Here is a 16,590-nt window from a genome sequence, read left to right as displayed (position 1 = left end):
CGCGCTTCTCATCAACGCAGGTTGTAAAAAGCTTCCAAGCCAGGATACGACGCGACTTCAGCCAGCTCTTCCTCGATGCGCAGGAGCTGGTTGTACTTGGCCATGCGGTCCGAACGCGACAGCGAACCCGTCTTGATCTGCATGGCGTTGGTCGCCACGGCGATGTCGGCGATGGTGGAGTCCTCGGTTTCGCCGGAACGGTGCGACACGACGGCGGTGTAGCCGGCGCGCTTGGCCATTTCGATGGCAGCGAAGGTCTCGGTCAGGGTGCCGATCTGGTTGATCTTGATGAGGATCGAGTTGGCGACGCCCTTCTGGATGCCTTCGCGCAGGATCTTGGTGTTGGTGACGAAGAGGTCGTCGCCCACCAGCTGCACCTTCTTGCCCAACTGGTCGGTCAGGAGCTTCCAGCCTTCCCAGTCGTTTTCGGCCATGCCGTCTTCGATCGAGATGATCGGGTACTTGTCGCACCAGGTGGCCAGCAGGTTGGTGAATTCCTGCGAGGACAGCGAGATGCCGCCTTCGCCGGCCAGCGTGTACTTGCCGTCGCGGTAGAACTCGGAGCTGGCGCAATCCAGGCCCAGGGCGATCTGCGTGCCCGGCTCGTAGCCGGCTTCGGTGATGGCCTTCAGGATCAGCTGGATGGCGGCTTCATGGCTGGCCACGTTGGGCGCGAAACCGCCCTCGTCGCCCACTGCCGTGGACATGCCCTGGCCGTGGATCAGCTTCTTCAGCATATGGAAGACTTCGGCGCCCCAGCGCAGGGCTTCGCGGAAGCTGCCCGCGCCCACCGGCAGAATCATCAGTTCCTGCAGGTCCAGCGTGTTGTTGGCGTGCGCGCCGCCGTTGATGACGTTCATCATCGGCACGGGCATGCTCATGGGACCGCTGCCGCCGAAATAGCGGTACAGGGACAGGCCCGATTCGTCGGCGGCGGCGCGGGCCACGGCCATGGAGGCAGCCAGGATCGCGTTGGCGCCCAGGCGTTCCTTGGATTCGGTGCCGTCCAGCTCGATCAGGGTGCGATCGACGAAGGTCTGTTCCTGGGCGTCCAGGCCCATCAGGGCTTCCGAGATTTCCGTATTCAGGTTCTCGACGGCGCGCAGCACGCCCTTGCCCAGATAACGGCTCTTGTCGCCGTCGCGCAGTTCGATGGCTTCGCGCGCGCCGGTGGACGCGCCCGACGGCACGGCCGCGCGGCCCATGGCGCCGGACTCCAGCAGCACATCGCATTCGACGGTGGGGTTGCCGCGCGAATCCAGAATCTCGCGGCCGATGATATCGACGATAGCACTCATGACTTTACATTCCCTGAACGATAAACATATTCATGACAGCCGCGCCTTCGCGGGCATTGCGGGCGCGGCGGTACTGCCAGGAGTCGTAGAAAGCCTGGGCCGCGGTCATGGAGGGGAACTCCATGACGACGGTACGGCCAGGCTCACGGCCCTCGAGGTGCCTGGAATCGCCGCCGCGCACCAGGATCTTCGCATCGTACGCGCGCATCGCGAGCGTGGACAGACGCTTGTAATCCTCGTACTGCGCGGGCTTGGTCACTGAGACGTCGGCGATGAGGTAGGCACTCATGGGATTCCTTCAGAGCAGTTGCGTTGGTTTCGGTCTGACGCCGGATACGGCGACGCCGCCAGTGTCGCGCAAGGCGGCCGGGCGACGCATATCCGATGCTAATTGGTTGTATCCGAAAGAAGCGCCGCCGTATAGGGCGGCGCTGAGGCGGCGGCCCGCGGTCCCGAAGATCCGCTTACGGAACTCCAGACCGCAGACGCGCATTACGCCTCCTGACCGCGACGAGCCTTCTGCTCGATGGCGGCGCGGATATAGCTGGCGAACAACGGGTGGCCGTCACGCGGGGTCGACGTGAACTCCGGGTGGAACTGCACGCCCACGAACCACGGGTGGTCGGGCAATTCCATCATTTCCGGCAGGTTCTCGGTCGGCGTGCGGGCGCTGATCACCATGCCGGCTTCTTCCAGGCGCGGCACGTAGACGTTGTTGACCTCGTAGCGATGGCGGTGACGCTCGTTCACTTCGTCGCCGTAGATCGACTGCGCGCGGGTGCCCGGCTTGATCGGCACGCGCTGTGCGCCCTTGCGCATGGTGCCGCCCAGGTCGGACGACTGGTTGCGCTTTTCGACCTTGCCTTCGCGGTCCATCCATTCGGTGATCAGGGCCACCACGGGATGCGGCGCGGACGGATCGAATTCCGTGCTGTTGGCGCCGCCCAGGCCGGCGACGTGGCGCGCGAACTCGATCACGGCCAGCTGCATGCCCAGGCAGATGCCCAGGTACGGCACGCCGTTTTCACGGGCGTAGCGGATCGCGGCGATCTTGCCTTCGGTGCCGCGCTTGCCGAAGCCGCCCGGAACCAGGATGGCATCCAGGTGCTTGAGCTGGTCGGTGCCGCGGGTTTCGATGTCTTCGGAGTCGATGTACTCGATGTTGATCTTCGAGCGCGTGTGGATGCCGGCGTGTACCAGGGCTTCCGTCAGCGACTTGTACGACTCGGTCAGGTCGACGTACTTGCCGACCATGCCGATGGTGAGCTGGTGCTGCGGGTGCTCCAGCGCTTCGACCAGGTTGTCCCACATGGACAGGTCGGCCGGCGGCGGGGTCAGGCCCAGCGCCTCGCAGACGATGTTGTCCACGCCCTGCGCATGCAGCATCGCCGGGATCTTGTAGATCGAATCGGCGTCCCAGACGGAGATGACCGCGTCCAGGGGCACGTTGGAGAACATCGAGATCTTGGCGCGCTCGTCGTCCGGGATGCGGCGGTCGGCGCGGCACAGCAGCGCGTTCGGGTAGATGCCGATTTCGCGCAGCTTCTGCACCGAGTGCTGGGTCGGCTTGGTCTTGAGCTCGCCGGCCGACGCGATGAAGGGCACCAGCGTCAGGTGCACGAAGGCGGCGTTGTTGCGGCCCATGCGCAGGCTCATCTGGCGCGCGGCTTCCAGGAACGGCAGGGACTCGATGTCACCCACGGTGCCGCCGATCTCGACGATCGCGACGTCGGTGTTGCCGTTCCAGGCGGCTTCGGCGCCGCGGGCGATGAAGTCCTGGATTTCGTTGGTGATGTGCGGAATGACCTGGACGGTCTTGCCCAGGTAGTCGCCGCGGCGCTCCTTGCGGAGCACCGATTCGTAGATCTGGCCGGTGGTGAAGTTGTTCACCTTGTGCATGCGAGCCGAAATGAAACGCTCGTAGTGGCCAAGGTCCAGGTCGGTTTCGGCGCCGTCTTCCGTGACGAACACCTCGCCATGCTGGAACGGGCTCATGGTGCCCGGATCGACGTTGATGTACGGGTCGAGCTTCAGCATGGTGACTTGCAGGCCACGCGACTCGAGGATGGCGGCGAGCGACGCAGCGGCGATGCCTTTGCCCAGGGAAGACACCACACCGCCGGTGACAAATACGTATTTGGTCATCGTAATGAGCACCCGGGACGAGCGGGCGCGTGCGGGAAATTTGGATTATAGCCGGGAGGCGGAGCTTATTTGGGTTTTCCCCTAGCTCCGGGGCGTAACATTTGGCAGCACTCGAATCGGCGCAAGGGCCATCGCCTTGTGTGGCGCGGCGCAGCGCCGTGCTATGTTCGATCCCTATTTTTCTGCTTGCTGTTTTTTCTCAACATTCCATCCTTTCGCCGATGACCGATCCCGCCCGATCCTCCTACTCGCTCGCCTGGCGTCTTGCGCTGACCGCCGTTTTCCTGCGCCTGGCTTACTCGGCGCTGGTCCAGTCGTACAGCCTGCTGGCCCTGCCCCAGTTCGAGCAAATGCGGGAGATGTACAGCCAGCCGCAGTTCCTGGCGCCGCTGCTGGCCCATATCGTCGCGGGCGCGGTAATCGCCGGACTGACCGCCTGGGGAGCGATGCGAGGCTGGCTGGCGCGCCATGACACCCAGGCGGTGACCGAGCCGCGCAAGCTGTTCGGCACCTTCATCGCGCTGTTTCTGCTTTACACCCTGGCGGTGGCGGCCGGCATCGCCTTCCTGCAAAACACGCTGATGCGCTTCGTCATGGACCATCGCGACGTGCTGCAGGAACGGCTCGGCTTCGGCATGATCGGCCAATTTCTGGCCCTGAACACCATCACCAAGCTCGTGAGCATCGTGCTGGAGATCATCGGCATCTGCGTCATCGTGCGCATTGCCGCCTGGACCGTGCAGCCCGCAGGCCCGGCCGGCGGCCCGGCCTATGAACGGCGACATGCCGCCTGGACAACCGGGCTGACCGTGCTGGTCTGGCAACTGACCGTTTCGATCTCGTTGGGCGGCTTCCTGCAGATGCAGGCTCAGGGCGCTGGCTGGACGGCGTACGCGCTGGGCTATCTGGTCCTGCCCGCGGCCCTGCTGGGTCTATGCACCCTGGTCTGCCTGAACGTCCTGCCGCGCCCGATCGGCGCGGCCCGATTCGGGCGGGCCGTCGCCCACGGCTCCATCGCCTTCTGGCTGGCGCAGGCGCTGGGCATAGGTTTGGGATTCCTGGCCGTCCGGGCGATGACCTGGGGGCAACTGATGCGCGCCGCGGAATCCCATGCGGCCGCCGGCCTGACGCTGCTGGCCTATGGCGCGCTGCTGGCCTTGGGCTGCCTGATCGGCAGGCTCGCGCTGTATCCCGGCGCCAAGGCTGCCACGCCGGCAAGCTGACCTGATTTCGCGCAAAGCAAAAGGCCGCGGGCATTGCGCCCGCGGCCTTTTTTCATGCACTCACGCAGCGGTTCAGATCGCGGCGGTGCGGCGCTCCAGCCAGGCCAGCGCCTCGCCTTCGACCAGCGGCGACAGGCGTTCGTGCACCGTCTTGTGATAGTCGTTGAGCCAGGCGATTTCGTCGGCGCGCATCAGCGACGGTTCGATGCAGCGCGTGTCGATCGGGCACAGCGTCAGCGTTTCGAAGCACAGGAATTCGCCCAATTCCGAGGTCAGCCAGGCGCGATTGGCGACCAGGTTCTCGATGCGCACGCCCCAGCGACCCGGGCGGTAGATGCCCGGCTCGTTGGAGGTGATCATGCCGGGCTCCATGGCGGTATGCGGGCCCGGAACGGCGCGGTAGGAAATGACCTGCGGGCCTTCGTGCACGTTCAGGAAGTAACCCACGCCATGGCCCGTGCCATGGCCGTATTCCGCCCCGCCTTCCCAGATGGGCGCGCGCGCGATGGCGTCCAGCATGGGCGAAGGCGTGCCGCGCGGGAACGAGGCTCGCGACAGCGCGATCATGCCCTTGAGCACCAGCGTGAAGTCCACCTTCTGGTCGGCGCTGGGCGTGCCCACCGCGACCACGCGGGTGATGTCGGTCGTGCCGCCCAGGTACTGGCCGCCCGAGTCGATCAGCAGCAGGCCGTCGCCTTCGATGGTGGCGTGCGATTCCTGGGTGGCGCGGTAGTGCGGCATCGCGCCGTTGGCGTTGAAGCCGGCGATGGTGGCGAAGCTGGGGCAGACATAGGCCGGCCGGCGCGCGCGGGCAGCGGTGATCTGCTCGTCGATGGTCAGTTCGGTGATGGTTTCATTGCCCAGCGCGCCTTCGAACCAGGCGAAGAACTCACAGAGCGCCGCGCCGTCCTGCGCCATGGCCTGGCGCACGTTCGCCAGCTCGGCATCGGTCTTGCGGGACTTCAGCAGCGTGGACGGATTGATGGCTTCGACGCGCGGCACGGCGGGGTCCATCGCATGGAACACGCCGCAGGTCACGCGGGCCGGATCTATCAGCAGCTTCTGATCGAGTTCCAGCGAGGCCAGGGCATCGGCCGCCTGGGCATAGGCGGCCACTTCCACGCCATCGGCCGCGAGCACGGCGCGCAGGGCGTCGTCGATCTTGCCCTCGGCCACGAACAGCGTGGCATGGTCCAGCCCGACCAGCGCGTGGCCGACGAAAACCGGGTTGTAGTCCACGTCCGCGCCGCGCAGGTTGAAGAGCCAGGCGATGTCGTCCAGCGTGCTGATGAAATGCACGTCGGCGCCATGCGTACGCATGGCGGAGCGCACCTGCGCCAGCTTGTCTGCGCGGGTCACGCAGGCTTCGGGCGCCACGTGTTCATAGATGGCGGCGCCAGGCAGTCCGGCACGGTCCGCCCAGACGTCGTCCAGCAGATCCTCGCGGATTTCCAGGACGGCGCCGGCCGAGGCCGCGGCCGCCGACAAGGCACGGAACGCGCCCAGGCCCAGCACCTGTCCGTCCACCCCGATGACCTCGCCCGCCTTGGCATTGGCCGCCAGCCAGTCCACATGGCCCGGCGTCGTGGCCAGCGCGATCTTCATCAGCTGCACGCAGGTGCCGGCCAACTGGGCTTCGGCCTGTACCCAATAGCGGCTGTCGACCCACAGGCCGGCGAAATCGGCCGTGACCACCAGCGTGCCGACCGAGCCCGTGAAGCCGGACAGCCAGCGCCGTCCCTGCCAGCGCGCGGGCAGGTATTCGGACAGGTGCGGGTCCGAGGACGGAACGACATAGGCGGACAGGCCGCGGCGGCTCATGGCCTGCCGCAATTGGGCGATACGGGCGTCGGTGCTAGACATGGGGGATGGGATCCTTAGCGCAACATGAAAGACATGGCGGCCAGGCTGTTCAGCGTGCGGACGGCGGACTGCATGCTATCCGTGGTGAATCGCAAGGTCACGCCGTCCACGCGTTCCAGCGTGGGCCACATGCAGAACAGGTCGGCCAGGGCCGAGCTCTGCGTCTGCAACCGGCATTCTATAGGGGCGGGAATGCGGAAAGGAACCACTCCCCCTTTCTTCAAATTGCGCACGGCGGTTTCGGCGGCGGACGCAATCGCGCGGCGCGATGCAGCAGGCGACAGGGTCACGCCGCTGCCCTGCCCATGGGCCACCTTGGTCTGCACCCATTCGGCGCCCGGGAATGTATCGCGGGTCTCCGCGATGAAGGCATCGTCGCCGGTGCCCAGGATGACGGGCACGCCCATCTCGCCCGCCAGCGCGCCGTACAGGCCGGCCTCGCCCAGCTCCATGCCGTTGATGAACACGCGCGCAAAGGCGAAGCTGTTGATGGTGTGGGCCAGGATGCCGCGGCCTTGCGAGCGCGAGTGGTAGCCGATCATGAAGACCGCGTCGCAGCCCTCTTCCAGGCCGCCCATCATGCCGAGGTAGCGCGGCTTGCCCAGCACCAGGCGTGCACGCTCGTCCAGGCCGTCGGGCAGCAGGTTGCGAAAGCCGCCATGCGAATCGTTGACCAGGATCTCTTCGGCGCCGCCGGCGATCGCGCCTTGCACGGCCGCGTTGGCCTCGGCGGTCATCCAGGCGCGGGCGCGCTCGTATTCGCCGTTGCCGGCGCGGACTTGTTCGGAATGGAAGACGCCAGCAACGCCTTCGATGTCGGTGGAAATCAGGATCTTCATGGGATCAGCCTCGGAGGATTTCAGAATTCGGTTTCGGACAGCCACTGGCGCCACTGCGGCGCCGCGTCGCGGATCGCGGCGCGGTGGTTGCCGTCGCGCCCCGTCACGCCTTCGGCATGCCACAGCGCGGAAATGATGGCCTGTTCGCAGGCTTCGGCGGCCGCCTCGAACAAGGGATCGATGCGGGCCTCGTGCAGCATCGCCACCGCCGGCATGGGCTGCTCGGGCAGTTGCGGCACCGTATAGGCCGTGGAAAACGCCAGCGCGATATCGCCGCTGCCGTGGCCGTACACCGAACCGGTGCGGGCCAGCCCTGCCCCTGCCCGCAGCGACAGGCGGCGCAACTGGCGCGAGTCCAGCGGCGCGTCGGTAGCCAGCAGCAGGATGATGGAACCCTTCTCGGGCACGATGGCGGCGTTCTCGCCCGCCTGCGCCAGGCCGCTGTCCAGCTGCTGCGCCAGCCGTCGGCCGAAGGGCCGGCCCGCCACGGTCAGGTTGGGCAGGCGGCCGAAGTTCGCCAGCACCAGCGCGCCTACGGTGTACTGCGGTCCCGCCTGGATGGAGGCCACGCGCGACGCGGAGCCGATGCCGCCCTTGAACGAAAAACACGACATGCCCCGGCCGGCGCCGACTGCGCCCTGCTCGAACCGCTTGTCCGCGGCGGCCAGCGCCTCGGCGTAATGCGATTCCTGCACCGCCAGCGCCTGGATATCGTTCAGATAGCCATCGTTGCATTCGAAGACCAGCGGATTGACGGTAGCCATGCCGCGGCCAATGCCAGGGTTCGCCGCGACCGCCGCGCGGATCTGCGCATTGGCCACCGTGCCCACGCCAAACGTGTTGGTCAGGCCGATGGGCGTTTCCAGCACGCCCAGTTCCTGCACCTGGACCAGGCCGGTGCTCTTGCCGAAGCCGTTCAGCACGGTGGCGGCGGCCGGCACCTTGTCCAGATAGGGATCGCCGCCATGCGGACGCACCACGGTCACGCCGGTCTGCAGCGGGCCTTCGGCCAGCGTGCGGTGGCCAACCGTGACCTCGCCCACGTCGCAGATCGAATCCAGCGGTCCCGATGGCAGTACGCCGATGCGGGGGATGTCCAGCGCTTGTTTGTCCATGTTCGCTACGTGTCGCCACGCTCCTGAATGTAAAACGCCGCCGCCCTGGGGCGACGGCGCAAAGATTCGCCCTCCACGCCGGCCCTTCAGGGAGGACCGGCGGCAGGATTACTTGCGGTCGATCTTGGGATCGAGCGCGTCGCGCAGGCCGTCGCCCAGCAGGTTGAACGCAAGCACCGTGAAGAAGATCGCCAGCGCCGGGAAGATCGCCACGTGCGGCGCGATCACCATGTCGGCGCGCGCTTCGTTCAGCATCGCGCCCCACTCCGGCGTGGGAGGCGAAGCGCCCATGCCCAGGAACGACAGGCTGGCCGCGGTGATGATCGAAGTGCCGATACGCATCGTGCCGTACACCACGATCGGCGAGATCGTGCCGGGCAGGATGTGGCGCATGATGATGGTCCAGTCGGACGCGCCCACGCTCTTTACCGCTTCGACATAGGTCATCTGCTTGATCGACAGCGTGTTGCCGCGCACCAGGCGGGCAAACGCCGGCACGCTGAACACGGCCACGGCCACGATCACGTTGACCATGCTGGAACCCAGGATGGCAACCACGCCGATGGCCAGCAGCATGCCGGGGAACGCCAGCAGCACGTCGGAGATACGCATCGTGATGCGTTCCCACCAGCCTTCGTAGTAGCCCGCCATCAGGCCCATGAAGGTGCCGACGATGGCGCCCATGGCGACCGACAGGAAGCCCGCGGCCAAGGAGATGCGCGCGCCCATGATGATGCGGCTGAAGATGTCCCGGCCCAGCGAGTCCACGCCCAGCCAGTGGGTCGCGGAAGGCCCGGCGTTCAGGGCGTCGTAGTCGAAGAAGTTCTCCGGATCGAACGGCACGATCCACGGCGCGAAAACCGCGACGACGACGAGCAGCAGGACGAAGAGGCCCGCGCCGACGGCGAGCTTCTGCTTCTTGAATTTGCGCCAGAACTCGGTGGCCGGCGTGCGCACGTCGTTCTTGGGAACGGCGGCGATGGTCGTGGCGGGTGTCGTATTGCTCATGGCCGCCTCACTTGTAACGGATGCTGGGATTGATGACGCCATAGAGCACGTCGACAATCAGGTTGATCAGGATGAATTCCAGCGAGAACAGCAGCACCAGGCCCTGGATCACCGGATAGTCGCGCTGGGTCACGGCGTCCACCAGCAGGCGGCCGAGGCCAGGCCAGTTGAACACGGTCTCGACCACGATGGAGCCGCCCAGCAGGAAGCCGAACTGCAGGCCCATCATCGTGACGACGGGAATCAGCGCATTGCGCAGCGCATGCTTGATGACGACGCGGCGCTCGGTCAGGCCCTTGGCGCGGGCGGTCCGCACGAAGTCTTCCTGGATGACTTCCACGAAGGAAGCCCGGGTAAAGCGCGCCATCACGGCCGCCACGGCGGCGCCCAGCGTGATGGACGGAAGTATGTAGTGTTGCCAGGTCGAGGCGCCCACGGTAGGCAGCCAGCCCAGGTTCACGGAGAAGACCTGCATCAGCATCATGCCCAGCGCGAACGCGGGGAACGAGATGCCGGACACCGCCAGCGTCATGCCGAGACGGTCGGGCCAGCGATTGCGCCATACCGCCGACACGATCCCGATGATCATGCCGAAGGTCACAGACCACACCATGCTGGCGAGCGTGAGCCACAAGGTAGGCATGAAACGGTCGGCGATTTCGGTCGAGACGGGGCGCTTGGTACGCAAGGAGGTACCCAGGTCGCCTTGCAGCATGTGGCTGAAGTAGCGCACGAACTGCTGCGGCAGGGGCAGATCCAGTCCCAGTTCCTTGCGCACGAGCTCGACGGTTTGCTGGTCGGCCTCCTGGCCCGCGGCCAGTCGCGCCGGGTCGCCCGGAAGCATGTGCACAAACAGGAACACGACCACGGCCACCAGCAGCAGCGTGGGGATCATGCCCAAAAGACGTTTGACGATGTAGGTCAGCATTGAAATTCCTGCAACATCGGCGGGGACACCGCGCCCCCGCCGTATGTGGCCTTACAGGGGCGACTAGGCCCCGAGAGTGACTGCCAGATTTACTGCTTCAGATCGATGTCGCCGAACCAGAACGAGGTGTCCGGCTCAACGTACACGCCCGACAGGTTCTTCGACTTCACGTACAGGTTGTTCTGGGTCACCAGGAAGGCCCACGGGGCGTCCTTCCAGATGGTTTCCTGAACGTTCTTGTAGATCTCGGTCTTCTTGGCGCGGTCGGTCGTGGCCAGGGCTTGCTGGATGCCGTCGTCCACCGACTTGTTCGAGTAGTACGACACGTTGTTGAGCACCGGCGGGAACGCGGCGGTGGTCAGCAGCGGACGCAGGCCCCAGTCGGCTTCGCCGGTCGAGGACGACCAGCCGGCGTAGTACATGCGGACCTTGGCGTCTTCAGGCTTCTGCACCTGTTGGACGCGCTGCACGCGCTGGCCCGATTCCAGCACTTCGACCGACACCTTGATGCCGACTTGCGCCAGTTGCTGCTGCAGGAACTGCACCACCTTCACCGACGTGCCGTCGTTATAGGCGGACCACAGCTGGCTTTCGAAGCCGTTGGGGTAGCCGGCTTCGGCCAGCAGGGCCTTGGCCTTCTTGATGTCGTACGGCCACGGGCCGGTCTTGTACGCGTAGTCCACGCCTTGCGGCACGACGCCGTCGACGATGGTGGCATAGCCCGAGAAAGCGACCTTGGCCAGGGCTTCCTTGTTGATGGCGTAGTTGATGGCTTCACGCACCTTGACGTTGTCGAACGGCTTTTGCTGCGTGTTCATCGACAGGTAGCGCGCCATGATCGAGTTCTGGTGATCGACCACGTCCAGCTTGTCGTTCTTCTTCAGCACGGCGGCTTGCTCGAACGGCACCGGGAAGGCGAACTGCGCTTCACCCGTCTGCACCACGGCGGCGCGGGTGTTGTTGTCCGTCACGGTACGGAAGGTCAGGGTGTCGACCTTGGGGTAGCCCTTCTTCCAGTAGCCGTCGAACTTCTTGACCTTCAGGTATTCGGCCGGCTTCCATTCGACGAATTCGAAGGGACCGGTGCCCACGGGGTGGAAGCCGATTTCCTTGCCGTACTTGGCCAGCGCGGCGGGCGAGATCATCATGGCGGCCGGGTGGGCCAGCGCGTTGATGAAGGCCGAGAACGGCTTCTTCAGCGTGATCTTGACGGTCATCGGATCGACCACTTCGGTCTTGTCGATGACGCTGAACTGGATGTAGCGCGACAGGCGGTTGTCCGGATTGGCCGGACGGTCGAAGTTGATCTTGACGGCTTCGGCGTTGAAATCGGTGCCGTCATGGAACTTCACGCCGGGACGCAGCTTGAAGGTGTAGACCAGGCCGTCTTCGCTGACGGTGTAGTCGGTGGCCAGAACCTTCTGGATCTTCAGGTCCTTGTCAAATTCGAACAGGCCTTCGTAGTAGGCCTTGCCGGCCGCCTGGTTCAGCGTGCTGTTGGTGTTGTACGGATCGAGCGTTTCCAGCGCGATGGAGACGGCGAACGTCACGTCCTTGGCGGCATGCGCCAGCGGCGACGCGATCACGCCGAAGGCCAGCGCAGCGGCGGCCATCAGTTTGGTGGGGCGCAGAACTTTCATCATTGCAACTCCTGGTTCCAAAAAAGGAATTAGGGGGTTTGGTGGAAGAAAAACAATTACGACGACTGACTCAATACGCTCCGCCGACCGGATGCCGGGCGACGAAGTGATCCGTTCCGACCTGCACCAGCGGCTGCACCACCGGCTCGTCGCCGAGCTTGCGGATAGGGCTGGGGATTTCGTCGGACAACAGCGTGCGCTTCATGTGGCGGCGGGCCGGATCGGCGATCGGCACGGCGGACATCAGCTTCTTGGTGTAAGGGTGCTGCGGATTCTCGAAAATGGCTCGGCGCGGACCGATCTCCACGATCTGGCCCAGGTACATGACGGCGACGCGGTGGCTGACGCGCTCGACCACGGCCATGTCATGCGAAATGAACAGGAAGGAAATGCCCATGTCGCGCTGCAGGTCGATCAGCAGGTTCACGATCTGCGCCTGGATCGACACGTCCAGCGCCGACACGGATTCGTCCGCGATCACGACCTTGGGGTTCAGGGCCAGGGCGCGCGCAATGCAGATGCGCTGGCGCTGGCCGCCCGAGAATTCGTGCGGATAGCGCTGCGCCATTTCGGCGGGAAGGCCCACGCGCTCCAGCAGCTCGGCCACGCGGCGCTCGGCATCGCGGCCACGGGCCACGCCGTGCACCAGCAGCGGCTCCATGATGGAGAAGCCGACCGTCACGCGCGGATCGAGCGAGGCGAACGGGTCCTGGAACACGAACTGGATGTCGCGGCGCAGGGACTGCAGTTCGGTGTTCTTCAGGCGCACGATGTCGCGGCCGCCGAAGCGGATTTCACCGCCCTGGCTATCGACCAGGCGCAGCAGCGAACGGCCGGTGGTGGACTTGCCGCAACCGGATTCGCCCACCAGCGACAGCGTTTCGCCGGGGAACAGGTCGAAGCTGACCTGCTCCACGGCATGCACGCGGCGCTGCACGCGGCTCATGATGCCGCCGCGCAGATCGAAGCGGGTGACCAGCTTGCGCACGCTCAGGATGGGCTCGCGCTTGGCATCCGGTGCGGCGGGCGCGCTGACCGGAGCGGCCTCGGGCTGGGCCTGGCCTTCGGCCTGCAGCAGCGGGAAGCGCGCGGGCAGGTCCGTGCCCTGCATGGCGCCCAGCTTCGGCACGGCCGACAGCAGCGCCTTGGTGTAGCGGTGCTGCGGCGAGGCGAATACCTGCTCGGACGGGCCTTCCTCGACCTTGTCGCCGCGGTACATGACCAGCACGCGGTCGGCCACTTCGGCGACCACGCCCATGTCGTGGGTGATGAACACCACGCCCATGTGCATTTCTTCCTGCAACTGACGGATGAGCTGCAGGATCTGCGCCTGGATGGTGACGTCCAGCGCGGTGGTGGGTTCGTCGGCGATCAGCAGCGCCGGCTTGCAGGCCAGCGCCATCGCGATCATCACGCGCTGGCGCATGCCGCCCGACAGTTGGTGCGGGTAGCGGTCCAGCACCGACTTGGCTTCCGGAATGCGGACCTGTTCCAGCATGCGCAGCGCCTCGGCGCGCGCGGCCGCGGCGTCCTTGCCCTGGTGCTGGCGGATCGATTCGGCGATCTGGTCGCCGGCGGTGAAGACCGGGTTCAGGGAGGTCATCGGCTCCTGGAAGATCATGGCCATGTCCGCGCCGCGCACACTGCGCATTTCGCGTTGGCTGGATCCGACCAGGTCGATCACGGAACCGTTGCGCCGCCGCAGGGCCATGCTGCCCTGGGCGATGCGCCCGCCGCCGTGCTCCACCAGACGCATGAGCGCCAGGGACGTCACCGATTTGCCCGAACCCGATTCGCCCACGATGGCCAGGGTCTCGCCCCGGTCCACATGGAACGACAGATTGCGCACGGCTTCGACCGTGCGCTCCGATCCCACGAAGCGCACTGTCAGGTCGTCGACCTGGACCACGCGGTTTTCCGGCAGCGCCAGGCTGTTTGCGCGATCAACCATCTCTTTTGATTCCCCAAATACTGAAAAAACGAACCCGCCGCCGCTTATCGGTAGATAGCGGTGACCGGCTTCTCGCCGACGCGGGCGTAACCCCGATACATGCCTTCCGTGTTGAACGGCAAGGCCACATTGCCCTGGGCGTCGACAGCCACCAAGCCGCCCTTGCCCTCGATGGTGGGCAGCTTTTCATGCACGACGCGGTCGGCGGCCGCTTCCAGCGACGCGCCGCAATATTCCATCTGGGCCGCCACGTCATAGGCGGCGACCATGCGGATGAACATTTCGCCCGTGCCCGTGGTGGACACCGCGCAGGTCTTGTTGCTGGCATAGGTGCCGGCGCCGATCAGCGGCGCGTCGCCCACGCGGCCGACCTGCTTGTTGGTGATGCCGCCGGTCGAAGTGGCCGCGGCCAGGTTGCCCTGGGCGTCCACCGCCACCGCGCCCACCGTGCCGAACTTCTTGTCCGAGTCCAGCGGATCGGCCGGCGCCGGCTGGCCGCGCGCGACCAGCGCCTGGCCGTCGTGGTCCAGCACCGCCGCTTCCGGCGTTTCGCGTTGCACGCGCAGCAGCTGTTCGCGGCGGGCTTCGGTGGAGAAGTAGGAAGGATCGACCAGTTCCACGCCTTCTTCCTTGGCGAAGGCTTCAGCGCCCTCGCCCACGAAGAACACGTGCTTGCTGTTTTCCATGACCTTGCGCGCGGCGAATACCGGGTTGCGCACGCGGTGCACGCCGGCGATCGCGCCCGAGCGCAGCGTGGCGCCGTCCATGATGGCGGCGTCCAGCTCGTGGGTGGCGGCGCTGGTGAACACGGCGCCATGGCCGGCGTTGAACAGTGGACAGTCTTCCAGCAGACGGACGGCTTCGGTCACGGCGTCCAGGGCGCTGCCGCCCCGGGCCAGCACGGCCTGGCCGGCGGTCAGGATGGATTCCAGCGCGCTCAGGTACTCCTGTTCTTTCTCGGGCGACATGGCCGCGCGGGACATCGCGCCGGCGCCACCGTGAATCGCGATCACGGGTTGAATCATCGTTTACCTACTCCATGGATGAGCCACGGCATGACGGACTGGGTCACCCCAGCGGCGGCCGCGACGGAATTCTTGGCCCGATAGGCCACCGCGGCCGACAGGGCTTCGATCAGCCCCAGGGCAGCGGTTTCGGAATTGGGAATCAGCTGGCGCGCGGAATACGCATACAGCAGCACGGAAGCCGTGGGCGCCAGCGGCGAGGTGGGCTTGTCGGTCAGCACCAGCACGGGCACGCCGGCCTGCTTGGCGGCTCCAGCCAGCGTCACCGTGTCGGCCAGATAGCGGGGAAAGCCGATGGCGATCACCAGGTCCTTGGACGTCATCCGCGCCATCTGGCGCGCCGCGTGCGACACGCCGCCGGGACCGGCCAGCGATTCGACGGAATGCAGATGCATGCACAGGCCGCGCTGCAACAGGCCGGCCAGGAAGCCGCTGGCGCCGAAACCGATGATGAAAACGCGGTCGGCGGCCAGGATGGCCTCCACTGCCTGTTCGCAGGCGGCGGCGTCCAGCGACTGCAGGTTGCGCTGGGCGTTGCGGATGTCTTCTTCCAGCGTGGCGGCGAAGATCTGCACGGCGCTGGCGGAATGCGCCAGTTCGGTGCGCAGCTTTTCCACCGGCTCCAGCGCCGCCTCGAAGCCGCGCGCGAGTTCGGCGCGGAACTGCGGATAGCCCGGCAGGTCCAGGGCGCGCGCAAACCGGTTGGCCGTCGCCACCGATACCCCCACTGCCGCGGCGAACTCATCGATGGTCATGGTGGCGGCGCGGAACTGGTGCGCCAGCACGTACTCGGCCATCTTGTGCTGAGTACGGCTCAGCGCGGGCTGGGCCCGGGCGATCCGGTCAGCAATCGTAAGTGCAGCCTTGTTCATCGAGGAGGGAGGTGTAGCGGGAGTTTATGTAAATCTGTTTACAAACAAATTTTAGAGAAGAAAATAGATTTTCATACTAAGGGTATACCCGTGAAAACATGTAACAGTGCATCAAATAAAACGGGGTCGGTTTGAGGTACGCTAAGGCCCGCCCTAATGCCCTCCCACCCCGCCACACCGGATTGACGCTATGCCCGATTGGATCTGCAAGCCGCACCAGGAACTGACCGTGACCGAGATCTACGCGATCCTGCAGTTGCGCACGGAAGTCTTTGTCATTGAACAGAATTGCATCTTCCAGGACATGGACGGCAAGGATCTGATCGGGCAGACCTCGCACCTGATGGCCTGGCAGGACGGCAAGCTCGCGGCCTATTGCCGCATCCTGGATCCGTCGCTGAAGGACGGCCAGATCGAGATCGGACGCGTCATCACCGCCCCCTGGACCCGCGGCCAGGGCCTGGGCCACGAACTGATCCGCCATGCGATGCAGGAAGTACGCCTGCGCTGGCCCGGCCGCGCCATGTATCTGGGCGCCCAGGCCCGCTTGCGCAACTACTACGGCGGCCACGGCTTTGTGCAGGTCACCGAGGAATACATCGAGGACGGCATCCCGCATGTGGGAATGCGGCTCGACGAAACGGCATAAAAAAACGCCCCGGAGGGGCGTTTTTCGTGGGTGC

Annotated in this window: 14 protein-coding genes; 2 read left to right on the top strand and 12 right to left on the bottom strand. The window is 65.6% G+C overall.

What is annotated here, in order from left to right; all coding sequences use genetic code 11:
• Positions 1-11: 11 nt before the first annotated feature.
• From eno to ACM1PE_RS03830, 3 genes are all read right to left on the bottom strand, one after another.
• Positions 12-1,298 carry a phosphopyruvate hydratase gene (gene eno / locus ACM1PE_RS03840; protein ID WP_054450719.1) on the bottom strand — a complete coding sequence of 429 codons (1,287 nt, stop codon included), beginning with the start codon at positions 1,296-1,298 and terminating at the stop codon, positions 12-14.
• A 4-nt stretch (positions 1,299-1,302) separates the two neighbouring features.
• Positions 1,303-1,587 (bottom strand): DUF1330 domain-containing protein, encoded by a 285-nt coding sequence (locus tag ACM1PE_RS03835; RefSeq protein ID WP_013392289.1) that lies wholly within the window; start codon positions 1,585-1,587, stop codon positions 1,303-1,305.
• 203 nt (positions 1,588-1,790) lie between these two features.
• Complete coding sequence (locus ACM1PE_RS03830; protein WP_054450715.1) at positions 1,791-3,443, bottom strand: CTP synthase; 1,653 nt, start codon at positions 3,441-3,443, stop codon at positions 1,791-1,793.
• A 221-nt stretch (positions 3,444-3,664) separates the two neighbouring features.
• Between ACM1PE_RS03830 and ACM1PE_RS03825 the strand changes: the two genes are divergently transcribed.
• Positions 3,665-4,666 carry a hypothetical protein gene (locus ACM1PE_RS03825; RefSeq protein WP_059374686.1) on the top strand — a complete coding sequence of 334 codons (1,002 nt, stop codon included), beginning with the start codon at positions 3,665-3,667 and terminating at the stop codon, positions 4,664-4,666.
• Positions 4,667-4,738: 72 nt separating this feature from the next.
• On the opposite strand, the gene ACM1PE_RS03820 is transcribed toward ACM1PE_RS03825, so the two are convergent.
• From ACM1PE_RS03820 to ACM1PE_RS03780, 9 genes are all read right to left on the bottom strand, one after another.
• The gene (locus ACM1PE_RS03820) at positions 4,739-6,529 is read right to left on the bottom strand and encodes an aminopeptidase P family protein (RefSeq protein WP_419342566.1); all 1,791 of its coding nucleotides are present in this window, start codon (positions 6,527-6,529) and stop codon (positions 4,739-4,741) included.
• A 14-nt stretch (positions 6,530-6,543) separates the two neighbouring features.
• Positions 6,544-7,368, bottom strand: a complete 825-nt coding sequence (locus ACM1PE_RS03815; protein ID WP_059374691.1) for a M55 family metallopeptidase — start codon at positions 7,366-7,368, stop codon at positions 6,544-6,546.
• 20 nt (positions 7,369-7,388) lie between these two features.
• Positions 7,389-8,483, bottom strand: a complete 1,095-nt coding sequence (locus ACM1PE_RS03810; protein WP_118931823.1) for a P1 family peptidase — start codon at positions 8,481-8,483, stop codon at positions 7,389-7,391.
• 108 nt (positions 8,484-8,591) lie between these two features.
• Complete coding sequence (gsiD, locus tag ACM1PE_RS03805; protein WP_059374694.1) at positions 8,592-9,491, bottom strand: glutathione ABC transporter permease GsiD; 900 nt, start codon at positions 9,489-9,491, stop codon at positions 8,592-8,594.
• A gap of 7 nt (positions 9,492-9,498) precedes the next feature.
• Positions 9,499-10,419, bottom strand: coding sequence for a glutathione ABC transporter permease GsiC (gene gsiC / locus ACM1PE_RS03800; protein WP_013392281.1), 921 nt, complete (start codon positions 10,417-10,419; stop codon positions 9,499-9,501).
• Between the two features lie 89 nt (positions 10,420-10,508).
• A complete protein-coding gene (gsiB, locus tag ACM1PE_RS03795) occupies positions 10,509-12,062 on the bottom strand; it encodes a glutathione ABC transporter substrate-binding protein GsiB (protein WP_059374697.1) in 1,554 nt (517 codons plus the stop codon).
• Between the two features lie 67 nt (positions 12,063-12,129).
• Positions 12,130-14,010, bottom strand: coding sequence for a dipeptide ABC transporter ATP-binding protein (locus ACM1PE_RS03790; protein ID WP_054450703.1), 1,881 nt, complete (start codon positions 14,008-14,010; stop codon positions 12,130-12,132).
• 44 nt (positions 14,011-14,054) lie between these two features.
• On the bottom strand, positions 14,055-15,035 hold the full coding sequence (locus ACM1PE_RS03785; protein WP_059374702.1) for an isoaspartyl peptidase/L-asparaginase family protein: 981 nt from the start codon (positions 15,033-15,035) through the stop codon (positions 14,055-14,057).
• The gene (locus ACM1PE_RS03780) at positions 15,032-15,907 is read right to left on the bottom strand and encodes a MurR/RpiR family transcriptional regulator (RefSeq protein WP_059374704.1); all 876 of its coding nucleotides are present in this window, start codon (positions 15,905-15,907) and stop codon (positions 15,032-15,034) included. Before ACM1PE_RS03780 ends, ACM1PE_RS03785 begins: the two co-directional genes overlap by 4 nt.
• 190 nt (positions 15,908-16,097) lie before the next feature.
• Between ACM1PE_RS03780 and ACM1PE_RS03775 the strand changes: the two genes are divergently transcribed.
• Positions 16,098-16,556, top strand: coding sequence for a GNAT family N-acetyltransferase (locus tag ACM1PE_RS03775; protein ID WP_059374706.1), 459 nt, complete (start codon positions 16,098-16,100; stop codon positions 16,554-16,556).
• Positions 16,557-16,590 lie beyond the last annotated feature (34 nt).

It is taken from the genome of Achromobacter sp. PD1 (assembly GCF_048541815.1).
In the GTDB taxonomy this organism is placed as follows: Bacteria; Pseudomonadota; Gammaproteobacteria; order Burkholderiales; family Burkholderiaceae_B; genus Achromobacter; species Achromobacter bronchisepticus_A.
Note: the sequence above shows the minus strand (reverse complement) of the source record. Positions and strands in the feature narration are given on the sequence as shown.

Coding starts and splice junctions, on each gene's coding strand:
- eno (WP_054450719.1), bottom strand. CDS start 1,298: ATGAGTGCTATCGTCGATATCATCGGCCGCGAGATTCTGGATTCGCGC.
- ACM1PE_RS03835 (WP_013392289.1), bottom strand. CDS start 1,587: ATGAGTGCCTACCTCATCGCCGACGTCTCAGTGACCAAGCCCGCGCAG.
- ACM1PE_RS03830 (WP_054450715.1), bottom strand. CDS start 3,443: ATGACCAAATACGTATTTGTCACCGGCGGTGTGGTGTCTTCCCTGGGC.
- ACM1PE_RS03825 (WP_059374686.1), top strand. CDS start 3,665: ATGACCGATCCCGCCCGATCCTCCTACTCGCTCGCCTGGCGTCTTGCG.
- ACM1PE_RS03820 (WP_419342566.1), bottom strand. CDS start 6,529: ATGTCTAGCACCGACGCCCGTATCGCCCAATTGCGGCAGGCCATGAGC.
- ACM1PE_RS03815 (WP_059374691.1), bottom strand. CDS start 7,368: ATGAAGATCCTGATTTCCACCGACATCGAAGGCGTTGCTGGCGTCTTC.
- ACM1PE_RS03810 (WP_118931823.1), bottom strand. CDS start 8,483: ATGGACAAACAAGCGCTGGACATCCCCCGCATCGGCGTACTGCCATCG.
- gsiD (WP_059374694.1), bottom strand. CDS start 9,491: ATGAGCAATACGACACCCGCCACGACCATCGCCGCCGTTCCCAAGAAC.
- gsiC (WP_013392281.1), bottom strand. CDS start 10,419: ATGCTGACCTACATCGTCAAACGTCTTTTGGGCATGATCCCCACGCTG.
- gsiB (WP_059374697.1), bottom strand. CDS start 12,062: ATGATGAAAGTTCTGCGCCCCACCAAACTGATGGCCGCCGCTGCGCTG.
- ACM1PE_RS03790 (WP_054450703.1), bottom strand. CDS start 14,010: ATGGTTGATCGCGCAAACAGCCTGGCGCTGCCGGAAAACCGCGTGGTC.
- ACM1PE_RS03785 (WP_059374702.1), bottom strand. CDS start 15,035: ATGATTCAACCCGTGATCGCGATTCACGGTGGCGCCGGCGCGATGTCC.
- ACM1PE_RS03780 (WP_059374704.1), bottom strand. CDS start 15,907: ATGAACAAGGCTGCACTTACGATTGCTGACCGGATCGCCCGGGCCCAG.
- ACM1PE_RS03775 (WP_059374706.1), top strand. CDS start 16,098: ATGCCCGATTGGATCTGCAAGCCGCACCAGGAACTGACCGTGACCGAG.